Annotated in this window: 24 protein-coding genes; 11 read left to right on the top strand and 13 right to left on the bottom strand. The window is 73.0% G+C overall.

The window, feature by feature from the left end; translation table 11 throughout:
• Window positions 1–67 precede the first annotated feature (67 nt).
• Both ACFYZE_RS12875 and ACFYZE_RS12880 read right to left on the bottom strand, forming a co-directional pair.
• Entirely contained in the window at window positions 68–970 is a 903-nt protein-coding gene (locus tag ACFYZE_RS12875; protein ID WP_388991757.1) for a M48 family metalloprotease, read from the bottom strand.
• Window positions 967–1,368 (bottom strand): BlaI/MecI/CopY family transcriptional regulator, encoded by a 402-nt coding sequence (locus ACFYZE_RS12880; RefSeq protein ID WP_388991760.1) that lies wholly within the window; start codon window positions 1,366–1,368, stop codon window positions 967–969. Before ACFYZE_RS12880 ends, ACFYZE_RS12875 begins: the two co-directional genes overlap by 4 nt.
• 261 nt (window positions 1,369–1,629) lie before the next feature.
• Here ACFYZE_RS12880 and ACFYZE_RS12885 point away from each other — a divergent pair, with 261 nt between their 5' ends.
• On the top strand, window positions 1,630–3,141 hold the full coding sequence (locus tag ACFYZE_RS12885; RefSeq protein ID WP_388991763.1) for a hypothetical protein: 1,512 nt from the start codon (window positions 1,630–1,632) through the stop codon (window positions 3,139–3,141).
• Window positions 3,138–4,115, top strand: a complete 978-nt coding sequence (locus tag ACFYZE_RS12890; RefSeq protein WP_388991766.1) for a YbhN family protein — start codon at window positions 3,138–3,140, stop codon at window positions 4,113–4,115. Before ACFYZE_RS12885 ends, ACFYZE_RS12890 begins: the two co-directional genes overlap by 4 nt.
• A gap of 54 nt (window positions 4,116–4,169) precedes the next feature.
• Here ACFYZE_RS12890 and ACFYZE_RS12895 read toward each other — a convergent pair whose 3' ends face one another.
• The 7 genes from ACFYZE_RS12895 to ACFYZE_RS12925 form a co-directional block, all read right to left on the bottom strand.
• A complete protein-coding gene (locus ACFYZE_RS12895; protein ID WP_388991770.1) occupies window positions 4,170–4,823 on the bottom strand; it encodes a phosphatase PAP2 family protein in 654 nt (217 codons plus the stop codon).
• The gene (locus ACFYZE_RS12900) at window positions 4,820–5,485 is read right to left on the bottom strand and encodes a DedA family protein (protein ID WP_388991773.1); all 666 of its coding nucleotides are present in this window, start codon (window positions 5,483–5,485) and stop codon (window positions 4,820–4,822) included. Before ACFYZE_RS12900 ends, ACFYZE_RS12895 begins: the two co-directional genes overlap by 4 nt.
• A gap of 116 nt (window positions 5,486–5,601) precedes the next feature.
• On the bottom strand, window positions 5,602–6,021 hold the full coding sequence (locus ACFYZE_RS12905; RefSeq protein ID WP_388991776.1) for a molybdopterin-binding protein: 420 nt from the start codon (window positions 6,019–6,021) through the stop codon (window positions 5,602–5,604).
• Window positions 6,022–6,192: 171 nt separating this feature from the next.
• A complete protein-coding gene (locus tag ACFYZE_RS12910) occupies window positions 6,193–7,284 on the bottom strand; it encodes an ABC transporter ATP-binding protein (RefSeq protein WP_388991779.1) in 1,092 nt (363 codons plus the stop codon).
• Window positions 7,281–8,123: a molybdate ABC transporter permease subunit gene (modB, locus tag ACFYZE_RS12915; protein WP_388992415.1), complete on the bottom strand. Its 843-nt coding sequence runs from the start codon at window positions 8,121–8,123 to the stop codon at window positions 7,281–7,283. Before modB ends, ACFYZE_RS12910 begins: the two co-directional genes overlap by 4 nt.
• 5 nt (window positions 8,124–8,128) lie before the next feature.
• Complete coding sequence (gene modA / locus ACFYZE_RS12920; protein ID WP_388991782.1) at window positions 8,129–8,947, bottom strand: molybdate ABC transporter substrate-binding protein; 819 nt, start codon at window positions 8,945–8,947, stop codon at window positions 8,129–8,131.
• Window positions 8,948–9,117: 170 nt separating this feature from the next.
• Window positions 9,118–9,516, bottom strand: a complete 399-nt coding sequence (locus tag ACFYZE_RS12925; RefSeq protein WP_103839208.1) for a molybdopterin-binding protein — start codon at window positions 9,514–9,516, stop codon at window positions 9,118–9,120.
• 119 nt (window positions 9,517–9,635) lie between these two features.
• Between ACFYZE_RS12925 and ACFYZE_RS12930 the strand changes: the two genes are divergently transcribed.
• Together ACFYZE_RS12930 and ACFYZE_RS12935 are read left to right on the top strand one after the other, a co-directional pair.
• Entirely contained in the window at window positions 9,636–10,223 is a 588-nt protein-coding gene (locus tag ACFYZE_RS12930) for a hypothetical protein (protein ID WP_388991786.1), read from the top strand.
• A gap of 40 nt (window positions 10,224–10,263) precedes the next feature.
• Complete coding sequence (locus tag ACFYZE_RS12935) at window positions 10,264–11,031, top strand: YcnI family protein (RefSeq protein ID WP_388991789.1); 768 nt, start codon at window positions 10,264–10,266, stop codon at window positions 11,029–11,031.
• A gap of 21 nt (window positions 11,032–11,052) precedes the next feature.
• On the opposite strand, the gene ACFYZE_RS12940 is transcribed toward ACFYZE_RS12935, so the two are convergent.
• The 3 genes from ACFYZE_RS12940 to ACFYZE_RS12950 all read right to left on the bottom strand — a co-directional run bounded on the left by ACFYZE_RS12940 (window position 11,053) and on the right by ACFYZE_RS12950 (window position 17,129).
• On the bottom strand, window positions 11,053–11,196 hold the full coding sequence (locus tag ACFYZE_RS12940) for a hypothetical protein (RefSeq protein ID WP_388991792.1): 144 nt from the start codon (window positions 11,194–11,196) through the stop codon (window positions 11,053–11,055).
• 19 nt (window positions 11,197–11,215) lie between these two features.
• Window positions 11,216–12,919: a hypothetical protein gene (locus tag ACFYZE_RS12945; RefSeq protein WP_388992418.1), complete on the bottom strand. Its 1,704-nt coding sequence runs from the start codon at window positions 12,917–12,919 to the stop codon at window positions 11,216–11,218.
• A gap of 187 nt (window positions 12,920–13,106) precedes the next feature.
• Complete coding sequence (locus tag ACFYZE_RS12950; protein WP_388991795.1) at window positions 13,107–17,129, bottom strand: molybdopterin-dependent oxidoreductase; 4,023 nt, start codon at window positions 17,127–17,129, stop codon at window positions 13,107–13,109.
• A 246-nt stretch (window positions 17,130–17,375) separates the two neighbouring features.
• Between ACFYZE_RS12950 and ACFYZE_RS12955 the strand changes: the two genes are divergently transcribed.
• From ACFYZE_RS12955 to ACFYZE_RS12970, 4 genes are all read left to right on the top strand, one after another.
• The gene (locus ACFYZE_RS12955) at window positions 17,376–17,765 is read left to right on the top strand and encodes a cell division protein SepF (RefSeq protein ID WP_388991798.1); all 390 of its coding nucleotides are present in this window, start codon (window positions 17,376–17,378) and stop codon (window positions 17,763–17,765) included.
• 103 nt (window positions 17,766–17,868) lie between these two features.
• Window positions 17,869–19,047 (top strand): AAA family ATPase, encoded by a 1,179-nt coding sequence (locus tag ACFYZE_RS12960; protein WP_388991801.1) that lies wholly within the window; start codon window positions 17,869–17,871, stop codon window positions 19,045–19,047.
• Window positions 19,044–19,397: a nucleotide pyrophosphohydrolase gene (locus ACFYZE_RS12965; protein ID WP_388991804.1), complete on the top strand. Its 354-nt coding sequence runs from the start codon at window positions 19,044–19,046 to the stop codon at window positions 19,395–19,397. The genes ACFYZE_RS12960 and ACFYZE_RS12965 overlap by 4 nt, the downstream gene beginning before the upstream one ends.
• A gap of 177 nt (window positions 19,398–19,574) precedes the next feature.
• Window positions 19,575–20,051, top strand: a complete 477-nt coding sequence (locus ACFYZE_RS12970; protein WP_388991807.1) for a DUF6099 family protein — start codon at window positions 19,575–19,577, stop codon at window positions 20,049–20,051.
• A 43-nt stretch (window positions 20,052–20,094) separates the two neighbouring features.
• Here the strand turns inward: ACFYZE_RS12970 and ACFYZE_RS12975 are convergent, their stop codons facing one another.
• On the bottom strand, window positions 20,095–20,277 hold the full coding sequence (locus ACFYZE_RS12975; protein ID WP_388991810.1) for a hypothetical protein: 183 nt from the start codon (window positions 20,275–20,277) through the stop codon (window positions 20,095–20,097).
• A 211-nt stretch (window positions 20,278–20,488) separates the two neighbouring features.
• Here ACFYZE_RS12975 and ACFYZE_RS12980 point away from each other — a divergent pair, with 211 nt between their 5' ends.
• The 3 genes from ACFYZE_RS12980 to ACFYZE_RS12990 all read left to right on the top strand — a co-directional run bounded on the left by ACFYZE_RS12980 (window position 20,489) and on the right by ACFYZE_RS12990 (window position 25,666).
• Window positions 20,489–21,412: an LLM class F420-dependent oxidoreductase gene (locus tag ACFYZE_RS12980; RefSeq protein WP_388991813.1), complete on the top strand. Its 924-nt coding sequence runs from the start codon at window positions 20,489–20,491 to the stop codon at window positions 21,410–21,412.
• A gap of 103 nt (window positions 21,413–21,515) precedes the next feature.
• The gene (locus ACFYZE_RS12985; protein WP_388991816.1) at window positions 21,516–23,090 is read left to right on the top strand and encodes a 3' terminal RNA ribose 2'-O-methyltransferase Hen1; all 1,575 of its coding nucleotides are present in this window, start codon (window positions 21,516–21,518) and stop codon (window positions 23,088–23,090) included.
• Window positions 23,087–25,666 (top strand): polynucleotide kinase-phosphatase, encoded by a 2,580-nt coding sequence (locus tag ACFYZE_RS12990; RefSeq protein ID WP_388991819.1) that lies wholly within the window; start codon window positions 23,087–23,089, stop codon window positions 25,664–25,666. The genes ACFYZE_RS12985 and ACFYZE_RS12990 overlap by 4 nt, the downstream gene beginning before the upstream one ends.
• Window positions 25,667–25,831 lie beyond the last annotated feature (165 nt).

A 25,831-nucleotide genomic window follows, 5' to 3' on the forward strand; every position in this document is an offset into this window, starting at 1 on the left:
AAATTTTCTGTGGGTTGACGATTCGTGGCATTGACGGGTCGTCAGGTGCCTGACGGGTTGAGTCGTGTCACACCAGTGCGTGCCCCAGCAGTCGCAGCAGATCCCCCGTGGCGTCCGCCGCTCCCAGCGCGGGCAGGGCGCCCAGTGCGAGTGTGGTCGCGGCCAGCGGCCACAGGTGCGGGGGCGGCCCCGCCTGGAGGGCGGCGATGCGGCGGGTGACCGCGCGGTCGGTGAAGGCCAACGCGCACGCCGGAGCTCGGCGCCCGGCGCTGAGCGCGGCGCGCGCCAGGGCGCGGGCCGTGGTGCCGCGGTCCCCGACCACGTCGGCCGCCCGCTCGTCCGCCCACCGCTCCATCAGGAACGTCACCGTGGTACGGACGGGCGCCAGCAGGGGATCGGCCGCCGCGGCGAGCGCCACGGCCGTCGACAGGAACGCGTGCCGGTGGGCCAGATGCGCCCGCTCGTGCGCCAGCAGCACCCGGCGCTCCGACGGCTCCAGGGCGCTCAGCATCGCCGAGGTGACCAGGATCCGGCCGGGCGCGCCGCCACTGCCGGGAATGGCGAACGCCCGCGGCACGGGTGAGGCGGCGACGACCAGTTCCGTGTCCGGCGGCTGTCCGGCGCACAGTGCCCGCAGCGTGCGGCGCGTCACGCGTTCCGTGCGGACGGTCCGGTACACGCGCAGGGCCACCCCTGCGAGAGCCAGGATCGCGGCGACGGCGATCGCCTCCGGTACCGGGTCCGGCAGTCGACGGCCGTCCTCGCGGGCGTCCGCGGCGACCGGCGGCACCTGGCCCACCAGGGTGATCGCCAGCAGCGCCAGCGACCAGACGGTGGCGGCCGCGGTGAACACGGCGGAGGCCGTCAGCACCCGGGCCGCGAGCGCGGGCGCCACCCGTCGGCCGACCAGCGGGCCGATGGCGGCCAGCAGAAGTGACAGCAGGAGCGGGACGTAGACGTCGATCTTCATGCGCCACCCCTCTCGGGGAGGGGGCCCCCGCCGAGCAGGTCGCGCAGCGCCTGTCCCTCTTCGGGGCTGAGACCGGAGACGAACTGCTGGAGCGTGGCGATCGGATCAGGGCCGCGGTCCAGTGCCTCGTGCATCGCCTCGGCGGTCAGTTCGGCCGCGTTCTTCGCGGGCCGGTACGCACCGCGCCGCCCGTCCACGTCGCGCAGCACGAGCCCCTTGTCGTACAGCCGTTTGAGGATGGTGTGCACGGTGTTGTAGGCGAGGCCGCCGCCGATCTCGGTCTGGATCTCGGCCGGGGTGAGCGCCTCCTCGGTGGCCCACAGTGTCGCGAGCACCTCGCTCTCCAGCTCACCGCTGCTGCGTCGTTCCGCCCTGCCCCCAGGGCCTCTGCCGGCCATGCCCGTAACCTTACAGCGCGTAGGGGGCTTGTCGGTGGCGGGACGGAGCCGTGCCCCCGCGTACCGCCACGGCCCCGACTCACTCCATCGGAGCAATACCGCCCACGGGGAGGCCGGGTGACCGCCGTTTTCGCGCTGCACCCCTTGGCCGTACGCGTTAGCTTGTCCGTGTTTTACCTGCTTCTTTCCTGGTTTCCATCGTCAGCCCTACGACTTGTAGGGTGTGATGCCCCTGCGGCCCGTAGGGGTGAGAGGTGGGTCATGGCCAACAGCTCGCGCACCACGCTCGCAGGCGTCCGTCGGCTCGCAGCGCCGACGGTCGCCGGCATGTCGTGGCGGGACCGCGGCCAGGGCCTGATCGCAGCGGTCGCGGGCGCGTTCGCGCTGGCCCAGCTCGTCCTCGTACGGCCGGGCATGGGGCTCGGCTGGGACGAGACGGTCTATGTCAGCCAGATCAGCGCCCACGCCCCCGCCGCGTACTTCAGCGCCCCCCGGGCGCGGGGCATATCCCTGCTGGTCGCCCCCGTCACCTGGTGGTCCTCTTCCACCGCACTGCTCAGGGTCTATCTGGCGGTGCTCTCCTCCGCCGCCCTGTTCGTCGCGCTGCGCGCCTGGCGCGGACTGTTCCCGGCCCGCGTCCTCGCCCTCGGGGGCGCCCTGTTCGCGAGCCTGTGGGTGACCCTGTTCTACGGCCCGCAGGTCATGCCCAACTACTGGGTCGCGATCGGCGCCCTGGCGGCCACAGGCTGCTTCCTGCGTGCCCACGCCGACAGCACCGGCCGGGCGGCCCTGTGGGGACTCGCCGCGGGCGCGGCGCTGATGACGTGGATGCGGCCCACCGACGCTGTCTGGACCACCGCGCCGCTGCTGGCCCTGGCGCTGTTCTTCCCGCGGTGGCGCCGACTGCGGCTGCTGTCGGCCCTGGTGGGCGGGCTCCTCGCCGGCGCGGCCGAGTGGATCGCCGAGGCCTACGCCGACTACGGCGGCATCCCGCACCGTCTCGCCGAGGGCTCCCGGATACAGGGCGGTCTGGGCTGGAGCATCGCCATAGGCGACCAGCTGCGCAGCCTCGGCGGGCGCGCCCTGTGCCGCCCGTGCTCCGGCCCACTGCCCAACCCGGCGGTGACCGCCTGGTGGTTCGTGCTGCCCCTGCTCGCGGTGCTCGCGGCGGCCGTCGCACTCCGGGCCCGCCGCCCGGCACCCCCTTCCCGCACCCTGGTGCCCCTGACCTGCGCGGCGACGGCGGCCTTCCCGTACCTCTTCCTCATCGGCTACGCCGCGCCGCGCTTCCTGCTCCCCTCCTACGCCCTGCTCGCGATCCCCGTCGGCGACGCGCTCCTGCACCTGGTCACCGGGCCGGACGGCCGGTGGCGCCCGGTCACCGCGACGCTGGTGGCGATCGGGCTCGCCGGGCATCTGGCGGTCCAGTTCGCGGTGCTGCACCGCACGGTGGCCCGCACCACCGCCGACCACCGCGGCTGGTCCCGCACCGCAGCCGAACTGCACCGACTCGGGGTCCGCCCGCCCTGCCTGCTCACCGGTGACGAAGCCGTCCCCATCGCCTTCTACGCCGGCTGCGCCTCCGCCGCCACCAGTGGCCACAACGCCAACGACACCGCCGCCGGCATCGCGAGCACCGCAGGGCGCATCCCTGTCGCCCACCTGGGCACCCCCACCGGCCGCGCGCCGTCGTACACCCGCGGCTGGAAGGCGTACACCGTCGACGGCGTCCGCATCCTCGTCTCGCCCACGGCGAGGGGCGGACGCGGATGAGTCCTCCGACGGCGACCGAGGCGGCGCCGGACACCCGGGTGGCGGCGGCCGCCCGGACCGGGACCGCCTTCCTGCGCCGCCGCGCCCACTGGCAGGCGGCTCTCACCCTCGCCGTGCTCGCCGCCGCAGCCCTGCTCGCCCTGCGCCACTGGCCGGTGATCGCGTCCGGTGCGGACCGGCTCACCGGTGCCGACCCGGGCTGGCTGCTGCTCGGGGCGACGGCCGCGACGGCGACCTGGGCTTGCTCGGCGCTCGCACAGCAGGGGGCGGTGCCCGAGGCGCTGCCCGGCGGGCGGCTGGTGGCCGTGCAGTTCGCCGCGTCCGCCGCCAACCATCTGCTGCCCGCGGGCGTCGGCGCGGGCGCCGTCAACCTGCGCTTCCTGACCCGCTGCGGGCTGCCCGTGACCCGCTCGGCGACCTCGCTCGCGGTCAAGGCCACAGCCGGAGGCATGACACGCGGCGCGCTGATCGCGGTCCTCGCGCTCGCCGGGCCCGGGCTGCTGCGCCTGCCGCGCGCCTCCACGGTCCTGGTGGTGGCCGCGGTCCTGGTGGCCGCCGCGCTCGCGCTGCTGCTGATCGGGCCGGTGCGCCGTGCCGCCGGGGCGGTACTGGCGGACGTACGGGCCGTGCACCGGATGCCCGGGCGGGCGCTGGCGCTGTGGGGCGGCTCGCTCGCCTTCGCGTCGCTGCACGCGCTGGTGGTGATCGCGGTGACCCGGTCCCTCGCCGTTCCGGTGCCACCCGGGCGGGTGGCGCTGGCCTACTTCGTGGCGAGCAGCGCGGCGGTCCTGTTGCCGACCCCGGGCGGTATCGGCGGGCTGGACGCCGCACTCGCCCTCGCCCTCTCGCTCAGCGGCGCACCCGGATCAGCGGTGGCCTCCGTGGTCCTCGGCTACCGCCTGCTGACGGTCTGGCTGCCGCTGCTGCCAGGGCTGCTGGTGCTGGGCCTGCTGGTACGGCGCAGGGTGCTGTGACAGTGGTGCCCGCCGGGCGGTCGACCAGGAAACCTGTGACGCATGGTCCGGGCTCTACGTGGGAGTGCCCGTCCGCTCGGGGGTGGTGTCCCGGCGGGCCGCCGTGGACGCCACCAGCAGCGGACGCAGCCGAGTGGTCGCCAGGCGGTGGGCCAGGGCGTCCGGGCGGCGGCTCAGGGGGATCATCGTGAGCGACGCCACCAGCGCACCGACCACGAACCCGGCCACCACGTCGTGCGGGTAGTGGGCGCCGACCCAGACGCGGGAGACCGCCATCGCACCGGCCGCCACCAGAGCGACGTACCCGATCCGGCGCGAGACGAGGAACAGGGCGACCGCGGCGGCCGCGGCTATCGCCGTGTGATTGCTCGGGAACGACCAGTCGCCCGGCGCCGGACACGCCTCCAGCGTGACCACGTGCAGGCTCTGGCAGGGCCGGTCCTCACGGACCAGCAGTTTCAGCACGGAGTTCACGGCGTAGGCCAGCACCACCAGCAGCGGCACCGCCAGGGCGAGCAGCGCGGCCCCGGCGCCGGTGCGGCGCGCCCGCCACCAGGCGAGGACCATCAGCACCGCGAACACCCCGAGCCCGTACGTCGACCAGGCGGAGATCGGCGCGTCCAGCCAGGAGGGGGTACGGCGGGCCAGGTCCACCACATCCGTGTAGGCCCAGCCGTCGATCGGGGCACCGTCGAAGGCGTACGTCATCCGCGGACACCCTCCTTCGCGGCCCGGCGGGAGCGCAGGACCTCAAGGGCGACCGGGATCAGGGAGACCAGGACGATCACCGCGACCATCGGCAGCAGGTACTTGTCGACGTTCGGCACCGAGGAGCCGAGCGCGTACCCGGCGAGGGTGAGACCGAGGCTCCACAGGAGGCCGCCGACCACCTGCCAGACGGTGAAGGTCCGCACCGGCACCTGGAGCGCGCCCGCCATCGGGTTCAGCACCGTGCGCACCACGGGGACGAAGCGGGCCAGGACGATCGCCTTCGCGTGTCCGTACCGCTCCAGGAGCTCCTCGGCGCGGCGCGCACCCTCGTGCAGGCGGGCCGAGCGGCTGCGGGTCAGCAGCGCACCGCCCGCCTTGCGGCCGAGCAGATAACCGCACTGCGACCCGGCGAGCGCGCCCACGGCCGCGGCGACCAGCAGCGCGGGCAGCGACAGTTTCACCCCCTGCTGCCCTGAGCCGGTGCACAGCAGGCCCGCGGTGAACAGCAGGGAGTCGCCGGGCAGGAAGAATCCGATCAGCAGGCCGGTCTCCGCGAACATCACCACCCCCACGCCCAGCACGCCGAAAGCGGCGAGCAGGGACTGGGCGTCCAGCACGTTCACCGCCAGCTGTGATCCCAGGAACAAGGAGGTGGCCATCGTCGGGAGCCCTTCCGGTGCGGAGACCGGGCGCGACGCGGCGTCACCCGGCTACTGACTACATTCGTGTAGACGTCTACGGAACTGTAGACGATGATCGGGTGGCGAACGTTCCCTCAGGGCGTCGCGAGCGAGATCTCCGTCGACTTGATCAGTGCGACGACGGAGGAACCGGGCAGGAGACCGAGGTCCTCCGCGGCGTCCTTGGTGATCGCGGCCGTGAGCGCCCCGCCCACGATCGTGACCTTCACCGACGCCATGGCCCCGCCCGTGGTGACGCGGTCGACGGTACCGGGCAGCTGGTTCCGGATGGAAACGCCCTCCACCGCCTCGGTGGCGAGCGCCACCTCCGTCGACTTGACCAGGGCGTACACCGAGGCGCCCGGAGCGAGGTTCAGCTCGTCCACGGCCTCCACGGTGACCGCCGCCGTGATGTCCTGCCCCCCGTTCAACCTGACCTTGACGGCCGCCATGACGTCGCCCGGGGTGATGGACGTGACGGTCCCGGGAATCTGGTTGCGGATGCTCAGGTTCATGGGCGGCCCTCGCGGAATGTGGAGAATGGCTGATTCTGTCCCGGCCGGTCCACGGTAGCGGGATGCGCGGGCCGTCTCCGGGCGGCGCGTCAGGCCGGATACGTCTCGGTCCGCAGCTCAGGGCGGACACGCCCGGTCCGCGCGTCAGGCCGGATACGCCCGGTCCGCCGCTCAGGCCGGATAGGCGTGCGTCTGCGCCGCCTTGACCGTGGCCCACACCGTGGCGCCCGGATGCAGCCCGAGTTCGGCGGCGGCGACGGTGGTCAGGTCCGCGGCCAGGGACAGCTCACCTGTGAGGTCGGCGCGGATCTGGTCGCCGTGCGTCTGGAGCCCGGCCACCCGGCAGCGCCACAGGTTGCGCGCGCTGGAGCCGTCGGGCCGGTCCCGGTACACGGTCACCGCGCTCGGCCTGAACGCCACGAAGACGGGTCCGGAAAGGTCCTCCGTAGTGGTGATCGAGCAACCGGCGTCGAGCCGTACGGCGTGCCCCTGCGCCGTCCCCCGGTACAGGTTGAGCCCGACGAGCTGGGCGATGTAGTCGGTGCGCGGACGGCGGGCGATGTCGGAGGGGGCGCCCTCCTGGACGACCCTGCCGTGCTCCACGACCACCAGCCGGTCGGCCAGGACCATCGCGTCCAGCGGATCGTGGGTGACCAGCACGGCCACCGCCTCGAACCCGTCCAGATGGCGGCGGAGCCCGCCCCGCACCTCCAGCCGGGTACGGGCGTCGAGCGCGGCGAGCGGTTCGTCGAGCAGCAGCAGCCGGGGCCGGGTCGCCAGCGCCCGGGCCAGCGCCACGCGCTGCGCCTGGCCGCCGGAGAGCCGGCGCGGCTTGGCGCTCGCGTGCTCGGCGAGCCCCATGCGCTCCAGCCACCCTGCGGCGACCGCCCGGGCCTCGGCCTTGGACGCGCCCCGGCAGCGCGGGCCGAAGGCCACGTTGTCCAGCGCCGACAGGTGAGGGAAGAGCAGATAGTCCTGGAAGACGACACCGACGGGGCGCGCCTCGGGGGGAGTGCGCTCCAGCCCGGCCCCGTCGAGCCGCAGATGACCGCCGGAGAGCGGGACCAGCCCGGCCAGCGCACGCAGGGCGGTGGTCTTCCCGGCGCCGTTGGGCCCGAGCAGCGCGACCACCTCCCCGGGCGCCGCGGCCAGCGCCACGTCCAGCCGGAAGGAACCGCGCTCGACGACGATCCGCGCGTCGAGGCCGTCGCCGCGCACGCCGGTGGCGGTGCTGCGCGGGGTGGTCCGGTCGGTGTGGGTCATGACGCCGTCATCCAGCGGTCCCGCAGCCCCGCCAGGACCGCGATCGACACCGCGAGGAGCACCAGGCTCAGCGCGATCGCCGCCGCCGGGTCGTTCTGCAGGGCCAGGTAGACGGCCAGCGGCATGGTCTGCGTACGGCCCGGGAAGTTGCCCGCGAAGGTGATCGTCGCCCCGAACTCGCCGAGTGCCCGCGCCCACGCCAGCACCGCGCCGGCCGCGACACCGGGCGCTATGAGCGGCAGCGTCACCCGGCGGAACGCGGTGAAGCGGGACGCGCCGAGTGTCGTCGCGGCCTCCTCGTAGCGCGGATCGGCGGCCCGCAGCGTGCCCTCGACGCTGATCACCAGGAACGGCATCGCCACGAACGCCTCGGCGACCACCACACCGGTCGTCGTGAACGGCAGCGTGATCCCGAACCAGGAGTCCAGCCACCGCCCCACCACGCCGTTGCGCCCGAGCGCCAGCAGCAGGGCCACACCGCCCACCACCGGCGGCAGCACCAGCGGCAGGGTCACCAGGGCCCGCACGAATCCGCGGCCCGGGAAGTCCGTACGGGCCAGCAGCCAGGCCAGCGGCACCCCGAGGACCAGACTCACGGCGGTCGCCGCGGTGGCGCTGACCAGGGACAGCCGCAGCGCCTGCCACACCTCCGCGCTGGTCAACTGGTCGGGCAGGGTGTGCCAGGGAGCCCGCACGAGCAGCGCCACCAGCGGCAGCAGCAGGAACGCCAGGCCGACGAGCGCGGGGAGCAGCAGCGGCAGCGGAACGCCGGGCCGGCGGACACGTCCGCGCCGCGGTCCGCCCAGCAGGGTGTCGGCCGCGGTGCCGGACGCGTCGATCCGGGTCACGGCTGCAGGAACCCGGCCTCGGTCAGCACCTTGCGGCCCTCGGCGGAGGTCACCAGCGCGATGAACGCCTTCGCCGTCTCGGCGTTGGGCGCGTCCTTCAGCAGGGCGATCGGATAGTCGTTGACGGCCTTGGCCGACTCGGGGAACTCCACGCCCTGCACCCTGTCACCCGCCGCCTTCACATCGGTCCGGTAGACGACCGCGGCGTCGGCCTCCTTCAGCTCCACCTTGTTCAGGGCGCTCTTGACGTCCTGCTCGTACGACACCGGTGTCAGCTTCAGGCCGCTCGCGGCCAGTGCCTTCTGCGCGGCGGCCCCGCACGGCACGGTCTTGTCGCACAGGACGACCTTCAGGCCGGACCTGGTGAGGTCCTTCAGAGACGAGACCTTGTCCGGGTTGCCCGGCAGGGTGGCGATCTCCAGTTGGTTGCGCACGAAGGTCACCGGGGTGGTGGCCGTGTCCTTCTTGTCCGCCACGATCGCCATGGTCTTGGGGCTGGCCGCGGCGAAGACGTCCGCCGGGGCGCCCCCGGTGATGCTCGCGGCGAGGGTGTCGCTGCCGCCGAAGTTGAAGGACACCTTGGTGCCTGGGTGTTCCTTCTCGAACTCCTTGCCCAGGGCCGTGAAGCTCTCCTTGAGGGAGGCGGCGGCGAAGACGGTGACCGTGCCGGACGGCTTCGGCGACGGCGACGCGGCGGACGCCGCCGTCTTGGGGGAGTCCGACGAGGAGGAGCAGGCGCTCAGGGCCAGCAACGCGGCGGCCCCCGCACCGGCCACCTGCACCATCCGGCGGGGCCGGCGCGCGGAACGGGTCATCACGGGTCCACTCCCTCTGCTCGTCCAGGAGGGAGCAGGGCACCCCTCCGATACGCCGATCATACTGGCGCAGATGCGACCCGGAAGTGCACTGCGGCATCGCACAAGCCGGTCTGCCGGGGGATCGGGTTGGCGTGTGCGTTCGTCCGGAGGTGTCGTCGGGGACCGTCTCAGGCCGTGTCGATATGGACGTTCGTCGACTTCACCCGGGCGGTGGCCTCCATGCCCACCTCCAGGCCCAGTTCCTCCACGGCCTCCCGGGTCAGGAGGGAGACCAGACGGTGCGGGCCCGCCTGGATCTCCACCTGGGCCGCCACGTCACCGAGCTTCACGGCGGTGACGATCCCCGGGAAGGCGTTGCGGACCGAGGTGTACGAGGGGGCGTCCTCCTCGCCGGCGCCGCCGCGCGCCAGCTCCACCGAGAACGCGGCCAGGTCCCTGCCGTCGATGACCCGCCGCCCGCTCTCGTCGCGCCGGGTCGCCACCCGCCCCGCGTCCGCCCACCGCCGCGCGGTGTCCGGGCTCACCCCGAGCAGCCGGGCGGCCTGGCCGATTGTGTAGGACTGCATGCGCGCCACGATAGGCGCCCGCGCCACCCCCTCAGCAACGCGCCCCTCGGCGTCCCCGGCACGCCGGATCTGCGGAAACGGACATGATCGCGGGCGTCCGCATGGCAGGATCCCACCCCATGGACGTGTCCTGGACGGTGCGGAGCCTGCGCGCGGCGGTGTTCGCCGTCGTGTGCGTGCTGCTCGCCGTCGGCGGACACACGCTGGCCACCGGCGCGGTGCCGCCGGTGTGGGCGGACGCGGCGGGGTTCCTGCCCGTGTTCGCCGCCGGGGCGGTGCTCGCCGGGCGTGAGCGCTCGCTGCCCGGCATCGCCCTCGCGATGCTCATCGTCCAGGGCGGGCTCCATCTCGCCTTCGGCGCGGCCGGGCCGGCACAGATGCCGATGGGCATGCCGGGCATGGCGCACGGCACGCCCATGGCCGCCGCGCCGCACGCCATGACCTCGCACGCCGTCGCCGCCCACCTGGCCGCCGCCCTGCTGGCCTCCTGGTGCCTGCGGCGTGGCGAGGCCGCCCTGTGGACGCTGCTGCGCAAGGCCGCCGCGTTCGTCCCGCGCCTCGCCGTCCGGTGGCGTACGGCACCGCTGCCCGCGTACGTCCGGCCGCCGCGCCCCTACGCCCGCCGACGCCGGCTCCCCGGACAGGCGCTGCTGCGCCACGCCCTCCACCGGCGCGGCCCGCCCCCGGCAGCCCCGTACACCGTCTGAACCCCCCAACACCCAGTACCAGTACGGAGCTTGCCGACCCATGTCCCCGATGCATACCACCCTGCGCCGCGCCACCACCGTCGCCGCGCTCGCCGCCGCCGGTGTCCTCACCGCGGCCGGGGCGGCCTTCGCCCATGTCACCGTCCACCCCGAGACCTACGCCAAGGGCGCCACGGACGGTGTGCTGACCTTCCGGGTGCCCAACGAGGAGGACACCGCCGCGACCACCAAGGTGCAGGTCTTCCTGCCCACCGACCACCCGATCCTGGGCGTTCTGGTCAGCCCGCAGGACGGCTGGACGGCGCAGGTGACCACCACCAAGCTCAAGACCCCGGTCAAGACGGACGACGGCACCATCACCGACGCCGTCTCCCAGATCACCTGGACCGGCGGTCGCATCCGGCACGGCCAGTACCAGGACTTCAACGTCGCCTTCGGTCAACTTCCGGAAGACGCCGACAAGTTGACGTTCAAGACGCTGCAGACCTACTCCGACGGAAACGTCGTCCGCTGGATCGAGGAGGCCCAGAAGGGGCAGGACGAGCCGGAGAACCCGGCGCCGGTGCTCCAACTGACCGCCAAGGGCACGGCGGAGGGCGGCGGTTCCACCGCGGCACCCGCGGGCACCGGGGAGAAGCCGAGTGCCGGCACGACGAAGACCGCGGCCACCAGTGACTCCACCGCCCGCGGGCTCGGCATCGCCGGTCTGGTCGTCGGCGTGCTCGGGCTTGCCGCCGCGGGCTTCACTCTCGCCCGCGGTCGCACCGCCGGGTCCTCCGGCACCTCTCACCCGTCCTCGTCCGAGTGACCGGATCCCGCCCCGCCGGCGTCACCTGCCGTCGGCGGGGCGGGGAGCCCGGCGCTCCTCGGCCTTCGCCGGCCGCCCGTGCCCGAAGGCCGCCGCCCATACCACCACGGACGACCCGACGATGACGAAGCCCACGTTGTCAAGGTCGAGCCCGGCTCTGCTCAAGCAGGTGACCTGACCGGCATCACTTCTTCTGCGAGGGCGGGACCTTCTGTGCCGCCAGGTGGATGTCCTGGCTCGACAGCGTCATCGGCGACGCGGTGAAGGCCCGCAGCCGGATGCGGGTGCCCTTCTCGGGTATGGCGAATCCCTTGCCCGGCGCCTGGATCCGGTACGTCGCCGAAGCGTGGGCGCCGACGGACGACGGACCCTGGAGCACCTTCCAATAGCGGCTCATGCCCTGGCCGGTGGTCACGGCGAAGTGGGGCTCGACGGCGGAGTCGCCGGTGTTGTTCACGCGGACGGTGAGCGTCTTGACGGTCTGAGGGGTCGTCCGGGTCGAGCCGACGGCCTGCATCCGCAGCGGCGGCTTGCCGGTCGCCGCCACCAGTGCGGCCACCAGGGCCGGCGCCACCAGGGCCCCGGCGAGCACCGCGCGGGCCGTCCGCCGGCCGTGCAGCAGCCGGGGCTGCCAGGCGGTGGCGAACGCGGAGGGCGGCACGGTGACCGCGGCCGCCAGCCACAGCGGCGTCATCATCAGGTAGTAGCCGTCCTGCGAACGGGTCGCCAGGAAGAACGCGCACCAGGGCAGCACGGTCGCCGCCGGACCCAGTCGGCGCACGAACAGCACGAACAGAGCCAGCAGGCCCGCCGCCAGCAGCATGCTGGCGTGCGAGTACCAGGACAGGCGGTCGCTGCCGTCGGTGTAGTACAGGGAGATGCCGACCAGGCCCTGGCCGTGGATGATCGCGCCCTGGGTGAGCGGCAGCGCGATGCCCTCGATCCATGTACGCGGCTCGGTCACGATGAAGTAGGCGTTGATCAGCAGCCACGTTCCGGCGGCGATGCCCACGATCCGTCCCACGGCGCGGGCCGCCTCACGCGCCCCCAGCTCGCCGCGCCGCAACGCGTAGACCCCGGCGAGCAGGAACGGCGTCAGGAACCAGGGCAGTTGCTGGCTGGCGCAGGCCGCGCCCAGGCAGGCCGCCCGCGCCCAGTCGGCCGGGCCGCCCATGCCCATCCGCGTCCAGCGGACCACCACCGGGATCAGGAACGCCAGCGCGACGATCGCGGGGTAGCCGAGCCGGGCGTACATCGGGATCATGCCGAAGCCCAGGCAGACCATGGTGGCCGCCGAGCGCCACGGCGTCGGCAGCATCTTCCACATGACGATCGTGCCGAGCGCGATCGCGGTGGTGGGGACCAGGACCTCGGGCAGCGCGCCGTGGCCCATCCACAGCAGCGGCGCGGTGAGGATCGCGGTCAGCGGCGGATAGCCGTAGGTGAAGTCGTAGCCGCCCTCCACCGTCTGGGTGTAGGCGACGGTGCTGTGGTGCCCGAACAGCCACGGCCAGGCCTGCCCGTACACCGGGTCGCCGTGCAGTAGCTCGCGGGCGGCCTGGATGGTGAGGATCGACTCGTCGCTGTAGTCGTGCAGCGCGCCGGACGCGCAGTAGACGAGCGTGATCGCCGTCACCAGGACCACGAGATCCAGTCGCGCCAGCGAGCGGCTGCGCCGCACCACCAGTGTCAGGACGCCCGTCACCAGGATCGACGCGTAGCAGACGGAGATCACTGCGGCGATCGGCGGCTGATGGCTGGCGGCGCTGTTCCACACGTTGCGCGTGCCGATCAACAGGCTGATGTTCGCGAGCAACGTGAGAATGCGGTGCCACTGTGCGGGAGCCCCGTCCGGCTCGGCCTCGCCCCGTGCCACCAGCGGGAGCACCCGGCGGGCGCTTGTCGACGGCTTCACTTCTGCCACATGCACGGAAGGACGCTAGGGGGAGATCATGAACGCCGGGGGCCCGGAGGTGAAGAGCCCGGTAGCAGTGAGGTGAAGAGGGCTCGTACGGGGGGTTGCGCCGACGGTTGCCCTCTGCCTGCCGGCCACCATCGAGGCACCGCACGCCGCCTCAGTAGACGTCCCGCACATACCGCTTCTCCGCCGCGAGCTGCTTCACATACGCGGTCGCCTCCGCCTCGCTCATGCCGCCGTGCAGGACGGCGACGTCCCGCAGCGCCTGGTCGACGTCCCTGGCCATGCGGGAGGCGTCCCCGCAGACGTAGAAGCGGGCGCCTTCCCGCAGCCAGTGCCACAGCTCGGGGCCGTGCTCGCGCATCCGGTCCTGGACGTAGACCTTGGCGCGCTGGTCGCGGGAGAAGGCGGTGTCGAGGCGCGTGAGCACGCCGTCCTCCCGCAGCTTCGTCAGCTCCTCCTCGTAGTAGAAGTCGGTGGCGCGGTGCTGCTCGCCGAAGAACAGCCAGTTCGGTGCGGTGTGGCCGAGTTCGCGACGCTCCTGGAGGAAACCGATGAAAGGGGCGACCCCGGTGCCGGGTCCGACCATCACCATCGGGGTCGAGCCGTCCGCCGGCGGCCGGAAGTGGGGCGAGCGCTGCACGAAGACCGGCACCGGCGCATCGGGCTCCGCGTCGGCGAGGAAGCCGCCGCACACCCCGGCGCGGGGCCGCCCGCGCAGACTCTCGTAGCGCACCACGGACACGGTCAGCGACACCCGGTGCGGGTCGACGAGCGGGCTGGAGGAGATCGAGTACAGCCGCGGCTGCAACCGCTTGAGCACTCCGGTCCATTCCTCGGCCGTGGCCCGTACCGCGTACTCGGCCGCCACGTCGACGGCCTGCCGGCCCCAGCACCAGCGCGCCAGGCCGTCCTTGTTGTCGGGGCGCAGCAGCTGCCGCAGCTCCCGGTCGTCGCGGGTGCGTTCGGCGACGAAGCGCAGCAGGTCCGGGGTGATCCGGGTGATGTCGAGATGCCTGAGCAGGGCTTCGGTGAAGGGCACCTCTCCCGCTCCCGCGACCTCGACGGCGGCGGCTCGGTCGATGCCCGTCACCTCCAGCCATTCCTCCACCAGCGCGGCGGAGTTGACCGGGCGCACACCGAGCGCGTCCCCCGTCTCGTACGTGAGGCCGGTCCCGCCGGTGTCGAACGTGAACCGGCGCACCTCCTTGGCCGCTCCGGGCAGGCTGAGCAGCCGGTTGCCGACGAGGCGGGCGGTCGCCGGGGCGGGTTTGCGCGGCTTCGGCTGCGCGGGGGCCGCCGCCGGGGCGCCGCCGAGCGCCGCGAGGACCGACTCGAGCCAGGCGCCCGCGGACGGCTCGTAGTCGGGTTCGCAGTCGGTGCGCGGCGCGAGGCGCACCCCGCCCAGCTCCTGCAGGCGCGCGTCGAGACGGCGCCCGTGTCCGCAGAAGTCGTCGTACGACGAGTCGCCGAAGGCCAGCACGGCGAAACGGACGCCGTCCAGGCGCGGAGCCTCCTGGCCGGAGAGTGCGTCCCAGAAGCCGGAGCCGTTGTCGGGCGCGTCGCCGTCTCCGAACGTACTCGTGATCAGCAACAGATCCGCGCCACGAGGGAGCCTGCCGACGTCGGCCTCGTCCATCCCGACCAGGGTCGCCCGGTGTCCGGTCGCGCTGAGCCGCTGGGCGGCCGCCGTGGCGAACTCCTCCGCGTTCCCGGTCTGCGAGGCCCACAGCACGACGACCTCACGGCCGGCCGGCTCCCGCTCTTCGGGCGCGCTGCCGGCCCGGGAGTACATGCCGGCGAGGACACCGTTGACCCACAGGGCGTGCTCCGGGCTGAAGGGCGCGTCCGGCGGCAGCACGGGCACCCCGGGGGCACCGGAACCGAGGCCCGCGAGGAAGCCGGTGAGGTACTGGCGCTCCTGGGCGCTCAGGACCGGCGGAGGGGCGGGGGCGAGGCCGAAGGGGTCGGTGGCGCTCGGGGCGATGGGCACCGGGACCCGTGTGACCGCCGGGACGGGGGCCGCCGGAGGGCTCGCCGGCTCGGCCACCTTCGCCAGCGCCACCGCGCACACCTTCAACTCCGGCTGGAAGGAGACCGGGTCCACCGCGTCGCTGGTCACCGCGTTGACACTCAGATACTCGCCGAACAGGTCGTTCCAGTGGAACGGGGCGAAACAGCACCCGGGCCGCACCCGGTCCGTCACCACCGCCGGCAACACGGCCCGCCCGCGCCGCGAGGCCACCTCCACCCGGTCGCCGTCCGCGATCCCGAGCGCGGCCGCGTCCTCGGGGTGCACCTCCACGAAGGGCCTCGGATTGAGCTTGTTGAGCTTCTCGACCTTCGCCGTCTTGGTCAGCGTGTGCCACTGGTGCTGCACCCGCCCGGTGTTCAGCAGGAACGGGTAGTCGTCGTCCGGCAGTTCGGCGGGCGGCAGATGGGGCCGCGCGTGGAACGCCGCCCTGCCGCTCGGAGTGGGAAACGTCAGCCCGCCGTCGACGTACCGGATCGGATTGCGCGCCGGACCGTCCTCCCGGGAGGCCGGCCACTGCACGGGCCCGCTCCGCAGCCGGTCGTAGGTCACCCCGCGCAGGTCCCAGCCCGTCTTCGGGTTCCAGGCGCGCTTGATCTCCTCGAAGACCTCCTCGGCGCTTGCGTAGGAGAAGCCCTCCGCGTACCCCATCTCCCGCGCGACCGCCGCGATCAGCCGCCAGTCGGCCATCGCCTCGCCCGGCGGGTCCAGCGCGGGCCGGGCGAGGGTCAGCCCGCGCTCGCTGTTGACGAGGACGCCCTCGGTCTCGGCCCACAGCGCGCCGGGCAGGACCACGTCGGCGTAGGCGTTGGTCTCGGTCTCGGCGAAGACGTCCTGGGCGACGACGAACTCGGCGGCCTCCAGGCCCTCGATGACCGTCTTGCGGTTGGCCACCGACGCCACGGGGTTGGTGCACATGATCCAGCAGGCCTTGATATTGCCGTCCGCCATCTTCTGGAACATCTCGACGGTTCCGCGCCCCACCCCGTCCGCGCGCAACGTGCCCGGCCGGAGCCCCCACAGCTCCTCGACGAACGCCCGCTCCTCCTCCACGAGCACCGACCGCTGACCGGGCAGCCCCGGCCCCATGTACCCCATCTCGCGCCCGCCCATGGCGTTGGGCTGCCCGGTCAGGGAGAACGGACCGCTGCCCGGACGGCAGATCGCGCCGGTCGCGAGGTGCAGGTTGACGAGCGCGTTGGTGTTCCAGGTGCCGTGCGTGGACTGGTTGAGCCCCATGGTCCAGCAGCTCGTCCACTCCTTCGCCTCGCCGATGAGCCGGGCCGCCCGGCGGAGGTCCTCCTCGGCCAGACCGGTGATCCCGGCGACGGCGGTGGGCGTGTAGTCGGCGAGGAAGGCGGGCATCGCCTCCCAGCCCTCGGTGTGCCGGGCGATGAAGCCCTCGTCCGTGTGCCTGTTCTCGTGCAGCAGGTGGAGCAGCCCGTTGAGCAGGGCGAGATCGGTGCCGGGCCGGATCTGCAGGAAGAGGTCCGCCTTCGCGGCGGTCGCGGTGCGCCGGGGGTCGACGACGATCAGCTTGGCGCCCGCCTTGACCCGGTCCATCAGGCGCAGGAACAGGATCGGATGGCAGTCGGCCATGTTCGAGCCGATGACCAGGAAGGCATCCGCCTCGTCCAGGTCGTCGTACGATCCCGGCGGCCCGTCGGCGCCCAGCGACAGCTTGTATCCGGCGCCCGCGCTGGCCATGCACAGCCGCGAGTTCGACTCTATCTGGTTGGTCCGTACGAAGCCCTTGGCCAGCTTGTTGGCGAGGTACTGCGCCTCGAGGCTCAGCTGGCCCGACACATAGAAGGCGACGGCGTCCGGGCTGTGCTCGTCGACGATCTCCCGCAGCCGGCGGGCGGTCTCGCGCACGGCCGCGTCCACGGGAGCGGGCACGGGCTCCGCCCCCCGGTCGTCGCGCACGAGCGCCGTGGTCAGCCGCCCGGGCGCGGCCAGCATGTCGGCGGTGGTGGCGCCCTTGGTGCAGAGCCGGCCGCGGTTGGCCGGGTGCTCCTTGTCGCCGGACGCCTTGACGACACGACGGCGGCCGTCTGGACCGGTCGCGACGTCGAGCACGATCCCGCAGCCGACGCCGCAGTACGAGCAGACGGTTCGTATCTGCTGCGTTCCGGGGCTCGTGGTCATGCCGACGACCGTACGAATTGCCCGTTACGCGGATGTCACGCGCCGTGATCTTGAGCCGTTACGCGCGCTGCACACCGGGCAAAGGGCCCGTGTGAGGCGACGCCGGCGTGGTACTGGAGGGGCGCCCTCCGGCCGAAGTGACCGAAGGGAGTGTCGCGGTCCGTGTCGCTGTTGGGCCGAACGGGTGACCATGCGCAAGAATTGCCCGGTGCAGACGATGAGTGCGAGCCGACACGGGGAGGGCCGGTGAACAGCCACGATGTCACCGACGAACAGTGGGAGGGGCTCGCTCAGGTCGTTCCGCTGCGGGGCCGGGACGCCTGGCCGTCAGCGGTCGACCACCGGGCGCTGCCCGAGGCGGAGACCGAGGCGCGCCGCCGCTTCGTCGTCCTGAGGGTCAATGTGTTCGCGGACGCCCGCGACGTCGCCGAGACCCTGATGGCGGGCGTACCGGTCCTGCTCGACCTCACCGGCGCGGAGACGGACGTCGCCAAGCGGGTCCTGGACTTCAGCACCGGCGTCGTCTTCGGCCTGTCCAGCGGGATGCACCGGGTGGACCGCAACGTGTTCCTGCTGACGCCGCGGGGCACGGAAGTGCGGGGACTGATGGCGGAGGCAGGGGTTCCGGGAGTCTGAGCCGGGGTGTGGGTCCCCGACGGGCCCGGCCGGTCGCTCGATCGTAGGAAGCCCGCGGGGCCGGAACGGTTCGCCGGTCCGCAGGAGACCTACGGTCCCGGACATGACCCTGCCGCCTGCACCACCCGTGCCCGCTGTCCCTGAGCAAGCCGCTCCCGCCGGTCCGCGTCCGGACCGGCCGTGCGTCACCGAACTGCGGCTGTCCGCCTTCGCCGGGCATCGGCGGGCGACCTTTCCACTGGGCCCGTTGACCCTGTTCACCGGGCCGAGCGGTTCGGGCAAGTCGCGCGCGTTGCAGGCGTACGGGGCGCTCGCGCGGCTCGGCGGCGGTGCGGAGCTGGCCGAGGTGTTCACGGACCCGGTGGCCTGTGTCCCCGAGCGGGCGCGGCCCGACGCCCAGTGGCGGCGCGGCTTCCGGATCGGCTGCACGGCCGACGGCCCTCAAGGGCCCGTCCGGCTCGACGTCGCCGTGCAGGTCGAGCCCGAGCTGCGCATCGTCGGCGAGCGGTTGACGTCCGGTGGTCTGGTGCTGCTGGAGACCGCACTGCGCGACCCGAGCCGCCCGGTGGTGCAGGCGGCCTGGCACACCGCCGGCGCCTCCCCGGTCACCCGGGGGCCGCTCCCCGACGACCGTCTCGGTACCGCCCTGCTGCCGCTGCGCGTCGCGGGGAAGACCGACGGCCAGCGCCGGGTGCTCGCCGCCGCCGAGCAGATGGTGGTCGCTCTGCGCTCGGTCTTCGCCTGCGACCCGAGCCCCCGCCGGATGCGCGCCCCCGTCCCGCTGGGCGCGGGCCGGCTGCTGCCGGACTGCTCCAACCTCGCGGACGTCCTGTGGCGCACGCGCGCGGAGTGCGGCCGGCGGCACGCGCTGCTGACGGCGGCGGTCGCCGCCGGGTGCGCGGGAGAAGTCGTCGACCTGCTGGCGGAGCCGCTCGGCGACGGCACGGTCCGCGCGCTGCTCGACCGGGGCGACGGACAGCGCACCCCGCTGAAGCTGCTGGGCGACGGCGAACTGCGGTACGTCGCCCTGGCCCTCGTCCTGCTCACCGGCCCGGGCGTCCTGGAGGTCGACCCGGTGGGAGAGGTACCGGCGGCGCTGCAGACCCTCACGGTCCTGGCGGACGGCTTCGACCGCCGCATGGACCGGCTCCAGGCACGCGAACTGCTCCGGCTGGCGGCGCTGATGTGCGAGCGGGGCCACATCCGGCTGGTGGGCGCGGTGAGCGAGACGTCCTTGGCGGCGGGGTCGAACGGGGTGACGGTGGTAGACCTGAGCGCGTGACAGAGGAACCCGGGCAGCGCAAGGACCTGACCGTGGCGCGGCTGCAGCGCCGGCTCGCCGACTTCGCGGCCGCCCGCGCCTGGCAGCCGTACCACACTCCCAAGAACCTGGTGGCCGCGCTCAGCGTGGAGGCGTCCGAACTCGTGGAGATCTTCCAGTGGTTGACGCCGGAGGAGTCCGCGCGCGTCATGGAGGACCCGGGCACGGCCCACCGGGTCACGGACGAGGTCGCGGACGTCCTGGCGTACCTGCTCCAGCTCTGCGAGGTACTGGGCATCGACGCGCTGGCGGCGCTGGACGCGAAGATCGACCGCAACGAGGAGAGGTTTCCGGCGTCCGGGAAGGAGTGATCACGGAAGCTCGGATGGTTACGCTCCGGAGTCATTGAGTTGTCCACATCCCCCTGGTTGTCCACAGATTTCGTACCAGCTCTGGCTTTTCGGCCCGACTGCACTCACTCTGGGTAGTGGACACCGGAGTTCGGGCAGACGTGCGGAAGCGCGCGTCGGACAGAGCGGGGGCAGGGCATGGATGCGGTGCGGCTCATCGTGGCGAGCAGGCGCGCCCTGGCGGGGAGCGAGGGCGGCCCGAGGATCATGGCGGAGGCGTGGCAGGCGTACGCCCTGGCACAGGCGATCGGCAGCCGCCTGGCGGTCTCGGGCCCACCTGAACTGCGCGGCGAGGCACTGGGGTTGACGGAGCTGGCGGGCAGGGGCTGCGGCGTGCTGGACACGCCGCCCGTCGACGTGGCCGATCTGCGCGCGGCCCAGCTCACCGAGCTGGGCGACGCCCGCAAGGCGCTCCTTGACCTCGGCTCCCTCCTCATGGAACTGGGCATGGCCCTCGTCGCGGTGGCGAGCGCGGCGGACGACGAGGGCACGTACTGGCAGTGCATGGAGGCGATAGACGCGGCGGACGAGTCGAGGGACCGGGTCAAGGAGATGCTGCGCAGACTGGCGGCGAGAGACGGCGAGATACGGGAGCGGGACCGGGCGGCGGGCTGAGTGACGGCACTGTCCGACCCGGCCCGGGCCGGAGTGCGGCGGCTCAGCCTCGGTCGTCGTCGCCGGTCTTCGGCCCGCGCAGCTCCGCCCCGAGTTCCGTCAGGTCCGCGGTGAGCGCCGCCATCAGCCTCTCCATCCGCTCCAGCAGCCCCTCCGGCTGCCCGGAGACAGCCTCGTGCGGCACCCCGCCGGGGGACACAGCTTCCTGGGACATGTGCTGGGACATGAGACCTCCTCGGCCCTGACGCCCCCGGGCGCGGCCGCCGGCGACGGGTGCCGGGCGGTCCGGCTCCGCACCAGCAACGATCACCGCCGGACACGGTCACCGATCATCCGCACATCGGCCCGTCGGATGGACGGATTTTCACCCGCCAGGGGCCGAGGGGAAGCGGCGGGAGGGTTCGGGCGACCCGTGATCGACCGTGCAGGATGGAGGTATGGATCTTCGCATCTTCACCGAGCCCCAGCAGGGCGCCACCTACGACACCCTCCTCGCCGTCGCCAAGGCCACCGAGGACCTCGGCTTCGATGCCTTCTTCCGCTCCGACCACTATCTGAAGATGGGCAACGTGGACGGCCTCCCCGGCCCCACCGACGCCTGGATCACCCTGGCGGGCCTCGCCCGTGAGACCAAGCGCATCCGCCTCGGCACTCTGATGACCGCCGCCACCTTCCGGCTCCCCGGCGTGCTCGCCATCCAGGTCGCCCAGGTCGACCAGATGTCCGGCGGACGAGTCGAACTGGGCCTGGGCGCGGGCTGGTTCGAGGAGGAGCACAGGGCGTACGGCATCCCGTTCCCGGCGCAGAAGTTCGCCCGCCTCGAGGAGCAGCTGGAGATCGTCACCGGGCTGTGGGCGACCAAGACCGGCGAGACCTTCGACTTCCACGGGAAGTACTACGACCTGACCGACTCGCCCGCCCTGCCCAAGCCCGCCCAGGACAGCATCCCGGTGCTCATCGGCGGCCACGGCGCCACCCGCACCCCGCGGCTCGCCGCCCGGTACGCCGACGAGTTCAACATCCCGTTCGGGTCGATCGAGGACAGCGAGCGTCAGTTCGGCCGGGTCCGGGCCGCCGCGGAGGAGGCAGGACGGGGCCCGAACGCCCTGACGTACTCAACGGCACTCGTGGTCTGCGTCGGCAGGGACGACCAGGAGGTCGCGCGCCGTGCCGCCGCGATCGGCCGCGAGGTCGACGAGCTGAAGGCCAACGGCCTGGCCGGCACGCCGGCCGAGGTCGTCGACAAGATCGGCCGGTATGCGGAGATCGGCGCGCAGCGTGTCTACCTCCAGATCCTCGACCTGGACGACCTGGACCACCTGGAGCTGATCTCGTCCCGGGTCCAGTCCCAGCTGGACTAGCCCGGACGGCCCGCGAAGACGTGTGCGCCCCGCCCCTCGGGGTGGGGCGGCGCGGTTCGAAATCCGGTGGTTCCCGATGCCCCGGGACCGGGAGACTCAGGGCATGTTCCTGACCATCGGCACTACCGGCACACCCGAACGCCCTGCGACCGACCTGGGCTTTCTGCTGCACAAGCACCCCGACACCGCGCAGGCGTTCTCCACCTCCTACGGCACGGCGCACGTCCTCTACCCCGAGGCGGACGCCGAGCGCTGCACGGCCGCGCTGCTGCTGGAGGTCGACGCGGTGGCGCTGGTGCGCAGGGGCAAGGGCAAGGGCCGCGGTGGCGCGCCCGACGCGGCGCTCGCGCAGTACGTCAACGACCGCCCCTACGCGGCGTCCTCCCTGCTCGCCGTGGCGCTGAGCAGTGTGTTCTCCACCGCGATGAGGGGCGTGTGCAAGGCCCTGCCGGGGCGCGCCGAGCAGCCGCTGCCGTTGCGCATCGAGATACCCGCGCTGCCGGCCCGTGGCGGACCGGCTCTCGTAGTGCGGCTGTTCGAGCCCCTGGGGTGGGTGGCCACCGCCGAACCGGTCGCGCTGGACGCCGAGTTCCCGGAGTGGGGCGACTCGCGCTATGTGCGTCTCGTTCTGGAGTCCGACGCCCTGACGCTGGCTCAGGCCCTGCGGCACCTGTACGTGCTGCTGCCCGTCCTCGACGACGCCAAGCACTACTGGGTCTCCTCCGAGGAGGTCGACAAGCTGCTGCGGGCCGGTGAGGGCTGGCTGCCCGACCACCCGGAGCAGAAGCTGATCACCAGCCGCTACCTGGCGCGCCGCTGGTCGCTGACCCGGCAGGCGATGGAGCGGCTGGAGCTGGTGCGGCTCGCGGAGGCGGACGACAGCGAGGTGGAGGAGATCGACAACGCGGTTCTGGAGGCTGACGGCGCGGACGAGGGGGCCGACGGCGCGGACGAGGGGGCCGACGGCGCGGTCGAGGGGGCCGACGGCGCTGTCGAGGAGGAGACCAGGACGCCGGAGAAACCGGTCCCGCTCGCCGTGCAGCGCAGGGAGGCCATCGTCGCGGCGCTGAAGGAGTCCGCCGCCGCCCGGGTCCTGGACCTCGGCTGCGGGCAGGGCCAGTTGGTGCAGGCGCTGCTGAAGGACGTGCGGTTCACCGAGATCGTCGGTATCGACGTGTCGATACGGGCGCTCACCATCGCCTCCCGGCGGCTGAAACTGGACCGCATGGGGGAGCGGCAGGCGTCCCGCGTCAAGCTCTTGCAGAGCTCGCTCGCGTACACCGACCGTCGGCTCAAGGGCTACGACGCCGCAGTGCTGAGCGAGGTGATCGAGCACGTCGACCTGCCCCGGTTGTCCGCCCTGGAGTACGCGGTGTTCGGCGCGGCCCGCCCGCGCACGGTCCTCGTGACGACACCGAACGTCGAGTACAACGTGCGCTGGGAGAGCCTGCCGGCCGGCCACGTACGGCACGGCGACCACCGCTTCGAGTGGACGCGGAAGGAGTTCCGCGCCTGGGCGGTCCGGGTCGCCGAGCGGCACGGATACACCGTCGGGTTCCGGCCCGTGGGCCCCGACGACCCCGAGCTGGGGCCGCCCACGCAGATGGCCGTGTTCACCCTGACCACCACCACGACCACCGCCACCACGACCACCGAGAAGGAGGGGGAGGCAGCATGACCGTGACCCAGACAGAGGGGCGCACCCTGCCCGTCACCGACCTCTCCCTCGTGGTGCTGATCGGCGCCTCCGGATCGGGCAAGTCGACCTTCGCCCGCAGGCACTTCAAGCCGACCGAGGTCATCTCCTCGGACTTCTGCCGCGGCCTGGTGTCCGACGACGAGAACGACCAGAGCGCCACCCGGGACGCCTTCGACGTCCTGCACTACATCGCCGGCAAGCGCCTCGCCGCCGGTCGTCGCACCGTCGTGGACGCGACGAGCGTGCAGCAGGACGCGCGCCGTCAGCTGATCGACCTGGCCAAGCAGTACGACGTCCTGCCCATCGCGATCGTGCTGGACGTACCGGAGGAGGTGTGCGCCGAGCGCAACGCGGCCCGCACCGACCGGGCGGACATGCCCCGCCGGGTCATCCAGCGCCACACCCGCGAACTGCGCCGTTCGCTCAGGCACCTGGAGCGCGAGGGCTTCCGCAAGGTGCACGTCCTGCGGGGCGTGGAGGAGGTCGAGAACGCGACCGTTGTCACCGAGAAGCGCTTCAACGACCTGACCCACCTCACGGGCCCCTTCGACATCGTCGGCGACGTGCACGGCTGCTCCTCGGAACTGGAGGCGCTGCTCGGCAAGCTGGGCTACGTCGACGGCGTGCACCCCGAGGGCCGTACGGCGGTCTTCGTCGGTGACCTGGTGGACCGCGGCCCGGACAGCCCGGGCGTGCTGCGCCGCGTGATGTCGATGGTGAAGTCGGGCGACGCGCTGTGCGTGCCGGGCAACCACGAGAACAAGTACGGCCGCTACCTCAAGGGCCGGAGCGTCCAGCACACCCACGGACTCGCCGAGACCATCGCGCAGATGGAGGACGAGAGCGAGGAGTTCAAGCAGCAGGTACGGGAGTTCATCGACGGACTGGTCAGCCACTACGTCCTCGACGGGGGCAGGCTGGTCGTCTGCCACGCCGGCCTGCCCGAGAAGTACCACGGCCGCACCTCCGGCCGGGTCCGCTCGCACGCGCTGTACGGCGACACCACGGGCGAGACGGACGAGTTCGGGCTGCCGGTGCGCTACCCGTGGGCGGAGGACTACCGGGGCCGGGCGGCGGTCGTCTACGGTCACACTCCGGTTCCGCAGGCCACCTGGCTCAACAACACGATCTGCCTGGACACCGGTGCCGTCTTCGGCGGGAAGCTGACCGCGCTGCGCTGGCCGGAGCGGGAGCTGGTCGACGTACCGGCGGAGCGGGTCTGGTACGAGCCGGCCCGGCCGCTGGCCACCGAGGCGCCCGGCGGCCACGAGGGCCGTCCGCTGGACCTGGCGGACGTCCACGGCCGCAGGGTGGTGGAGACCCGGCACGCGGGCCGGGTCTCGGTCCGCGAGGAGAACGCGGCAGCGGCCCTGGAGGTCATGAGCCGCTTCGCGGTGGACCCCCGGCTGCTGCCGTACCTGCCGCCGACCATGGCGCCCACTGCCACCTCGCGTGTCGAGGGCTACCTGGAGCACCCGGAGGAGGCCTTCGCGCAGTACCGGGAGGACGGTGTCGAGCGGGTCGTGTGCGAGGAGAAGCACATGGGTTCGCGGGCGGTGGCTCTGGTGTGCCGGGACGCGGAGGCGGCCCGGCAGCGCTTCGGAGTCGGGGGTACCTCCCGCTCGAGCGTCGTCGAGGGTGGGGGAGGTCCCACGGGTTCCCTCTGCACGCGCACGGGCCGCCCGTTCTTCGACGACGAGTCGGTGACGGAGCAGGTCCTCGACCGTCTGCGCACGGGGATCGGCGGCGCGGGCCTGTGGGAGGAACTCGAGACGGACTGGCTGCTGCTGGACGCGGAGCTGATGCCGTGGTCGTTGAAGGCGTCGGGGCTGCTGCGCGGTCAGTACGCGGCGGTGGGCGCCGCGTCCGGTGCCGCGTTCCCGGGCGCACTGGCCGCGCTGGAGGGCGCGGCGGCCCGGGGCGTCGACGTCACCGGCCTGCTGACCCGCCAGCGCGAACGTGCCGCCGACGCGGCGGCCTTCACGGCGGCCTACCGTCGCTACTGCTGGACGACGGACGGTCTGGAGGGCGTCCGCCTGGCCCCGTTCCAGCTGCTGGCGGTGCAGGGCCGCAGCCTCGCGGCCGTGCCGCACGACGAGCAGCTGGCGCTGATCGACCGCATGGTCGAGCACGACGGAACCGGCCTGCTGCAGACGACCCGCCGTCTGTACGTCGACACCGGCGACCCGGAGTCGGTGCGGGCCGGGGTCGACTGGTGGCTGGAGCTGACGGGCCGGGGCGGCGAGGGCATGGTCGTCAAGCCCGTCCAGGCGCTGGCCCGCAGCGCGGCCGGCCGCCTGGTGCAGCCGGGCATCAAGTGCCGTGGCCGCGAGTACCTCAGGATCGTCTACGGCCCGGAGTACACGCGTCCCGACAACCTCGCCCGGCTCCGCCAGAGGTTCCTGAACCACAAGCGCTCCCTGGCGATCCGCGAGTACGCCCTGGGCCTGGAGGCCCTGGACCGCCTGGCGGAGGGCGAACCGCTGTGGCGGGTTCACGAGGCGGTGTTCGCGGTGCTGGCCCTGGAGTCGGAGCCGGTGGACCCCCGCCTGTGACTCGACCGCGCCGCCGTGGGGGCCGGGGCACCGCCCCGGCCCCGTCGCGCGAAGCGTGCGTTCGGCCGACGGCACCTGAAGCGTGGTTGCCGTACGCGTGCGCCGGCAGTCGGCGCCGGGGGGCGGCCGTCACCACGCCCGGTGGCCGGCGCGCGGCCGCCCCCG

Origin of the sequence: Streptomyces sp. NPDC001796 (assembly GCF_042892355.1) — a bacterium.
GTDB lineage: Bacteria > Actinomycetota > Actinomycetes > Streptomycetales > Streptomycetaceae > Streptomyces.

Coding starts and splice junctions, on each gene's coding strand:
- ACFYZE_RS12875 (WP_388991757.1), bottom strand. CDS start 970: ATGAAGATCGACGTCTACGTCCCGCTCCTGCTGTCACTTCTGCTGGCC.
- ACFYZE_RS12880 (WP_388991760.1), bottom strand. CDS start 1,368: ATGGCCGGCAGAGGCCCTGGGGGCAGGGCGGAACGACGCAGCAGCGGT.
- ACFYZE_RS12885 (WP_388991763.1), top strand. CDS start 1,630: ATGGCCAACAGCTCGCGCACCACGCTCGCAGGCGTCCGTCGGCTCGCA.
- ACFYZE_RS12890 (WP_388991766.1), top strand. CDS start 3,138: ATGAGTCCTCCGACGGCGACCGAGGCGGCGCCGGACACCCGGGTGGCG.
- ACFYZE_RS12895 (WP_388991770.1), bottom strand. CDS start 4,823: ATGACGTACGCCTTCGACGGTGCCCCGATCGACGGCTGGGCCTACACG.
- ACFYZE_RS12900 (WP_388991773.1), bottom strand. CDS start 5,485: ATGGCCACCTCCTTGTTCCTGGGATCACAGCTGGCGGTGAACGTGCTG.
- ACFYZE_RS12905 (WP_388991776.1), bottom strand. CDS start 6,021: ATGAACCTGAGCATCCGCAACCAGATTCCCGGGACCGTCACGTCCATC.
- ACFYZE_RS12910 (WP_388991779.1), bottom strand. CDS start 7,284: ATGACCCACACCGACCGGACCACCCCGCGCAGCACCGCCACCGGCGTG.
- modA (WP_388991782.1), bottom strand. CDS start 8,947: ATGACCCGTTCCGCGCGCCGGCCCCGCCGGATGGTGCAGGTGGCCGGT.
- ACFYZE_RS12925 (WP_103839208.1), bottom strand. CDS start 9,516: ATGCAGTCCTACACAATCGGCCAGGCCGCCCGGCTGCTCGGGGTGAGC.
- ACFYZE_RS12930 (WP_388991786.1), top strand. CDS start 9,636: ATGGACGTGTCCTGGACGGTGCGGAGCCTGCGCGCGGCGGTGTTCGCC.
- ACFYZE_RS12935 (WP_388991789.1), top strand. CDS start 10,264: ATGTCCCCGATGCATACCACCCTGCGCCGCGCCACCACCGTCGCCGCG.
- ACFYZE_RS12950 (WP_388991795.1), bottom strand. CDS start 17,129: ATGACCACGAGCCCCGGAACGCAGCAGATACGAACCGTCTGCTCGTAC.
- ACFYZE_RS12960 (WP_388991801.1), top strand. CDS start 17,869: ATGACCCTGCCGCCTGCACCACCCGTGCCCGCTGTCCCTGAGCAAGCC.
- ACFYZE_RS12970 (WP_388991807.1), top strand. CDS start 19,575: ATGGATGCGGTGCGGCTCATCGTGGCGAGCAGGCGCGCCCTGGCGGGG.
- ACFYZE_RS12975 (WP_388991810.1), bottom strand. CDS start 20,277: ATGTCCCAGCACATGTCCCAGGAAGCTGTGTCCCCCGGCGGGGTGCCG.
- ACFYZE_RS12980 (WP_388991813.1), top strand. CDS start 20,489: ATGGATCTTCGCATCTTCACCGAGCCCCAGCAGGGCGCCACCTACGAC.
- ACFYZE_RS12985 (WP_388991816.1), top strand. CDS start 21,516: ATGTTCCTGACCATCGGCACTACCGGCACACCCGAACGCCCTGCGACC.
- ACFYZE_RS12990 (WP_388991819.1), top strand. CDS start 23,087: ATGACCGTGACCCAGACAGAGGGGCGCACCCTGCCCGTCACCGACCTC.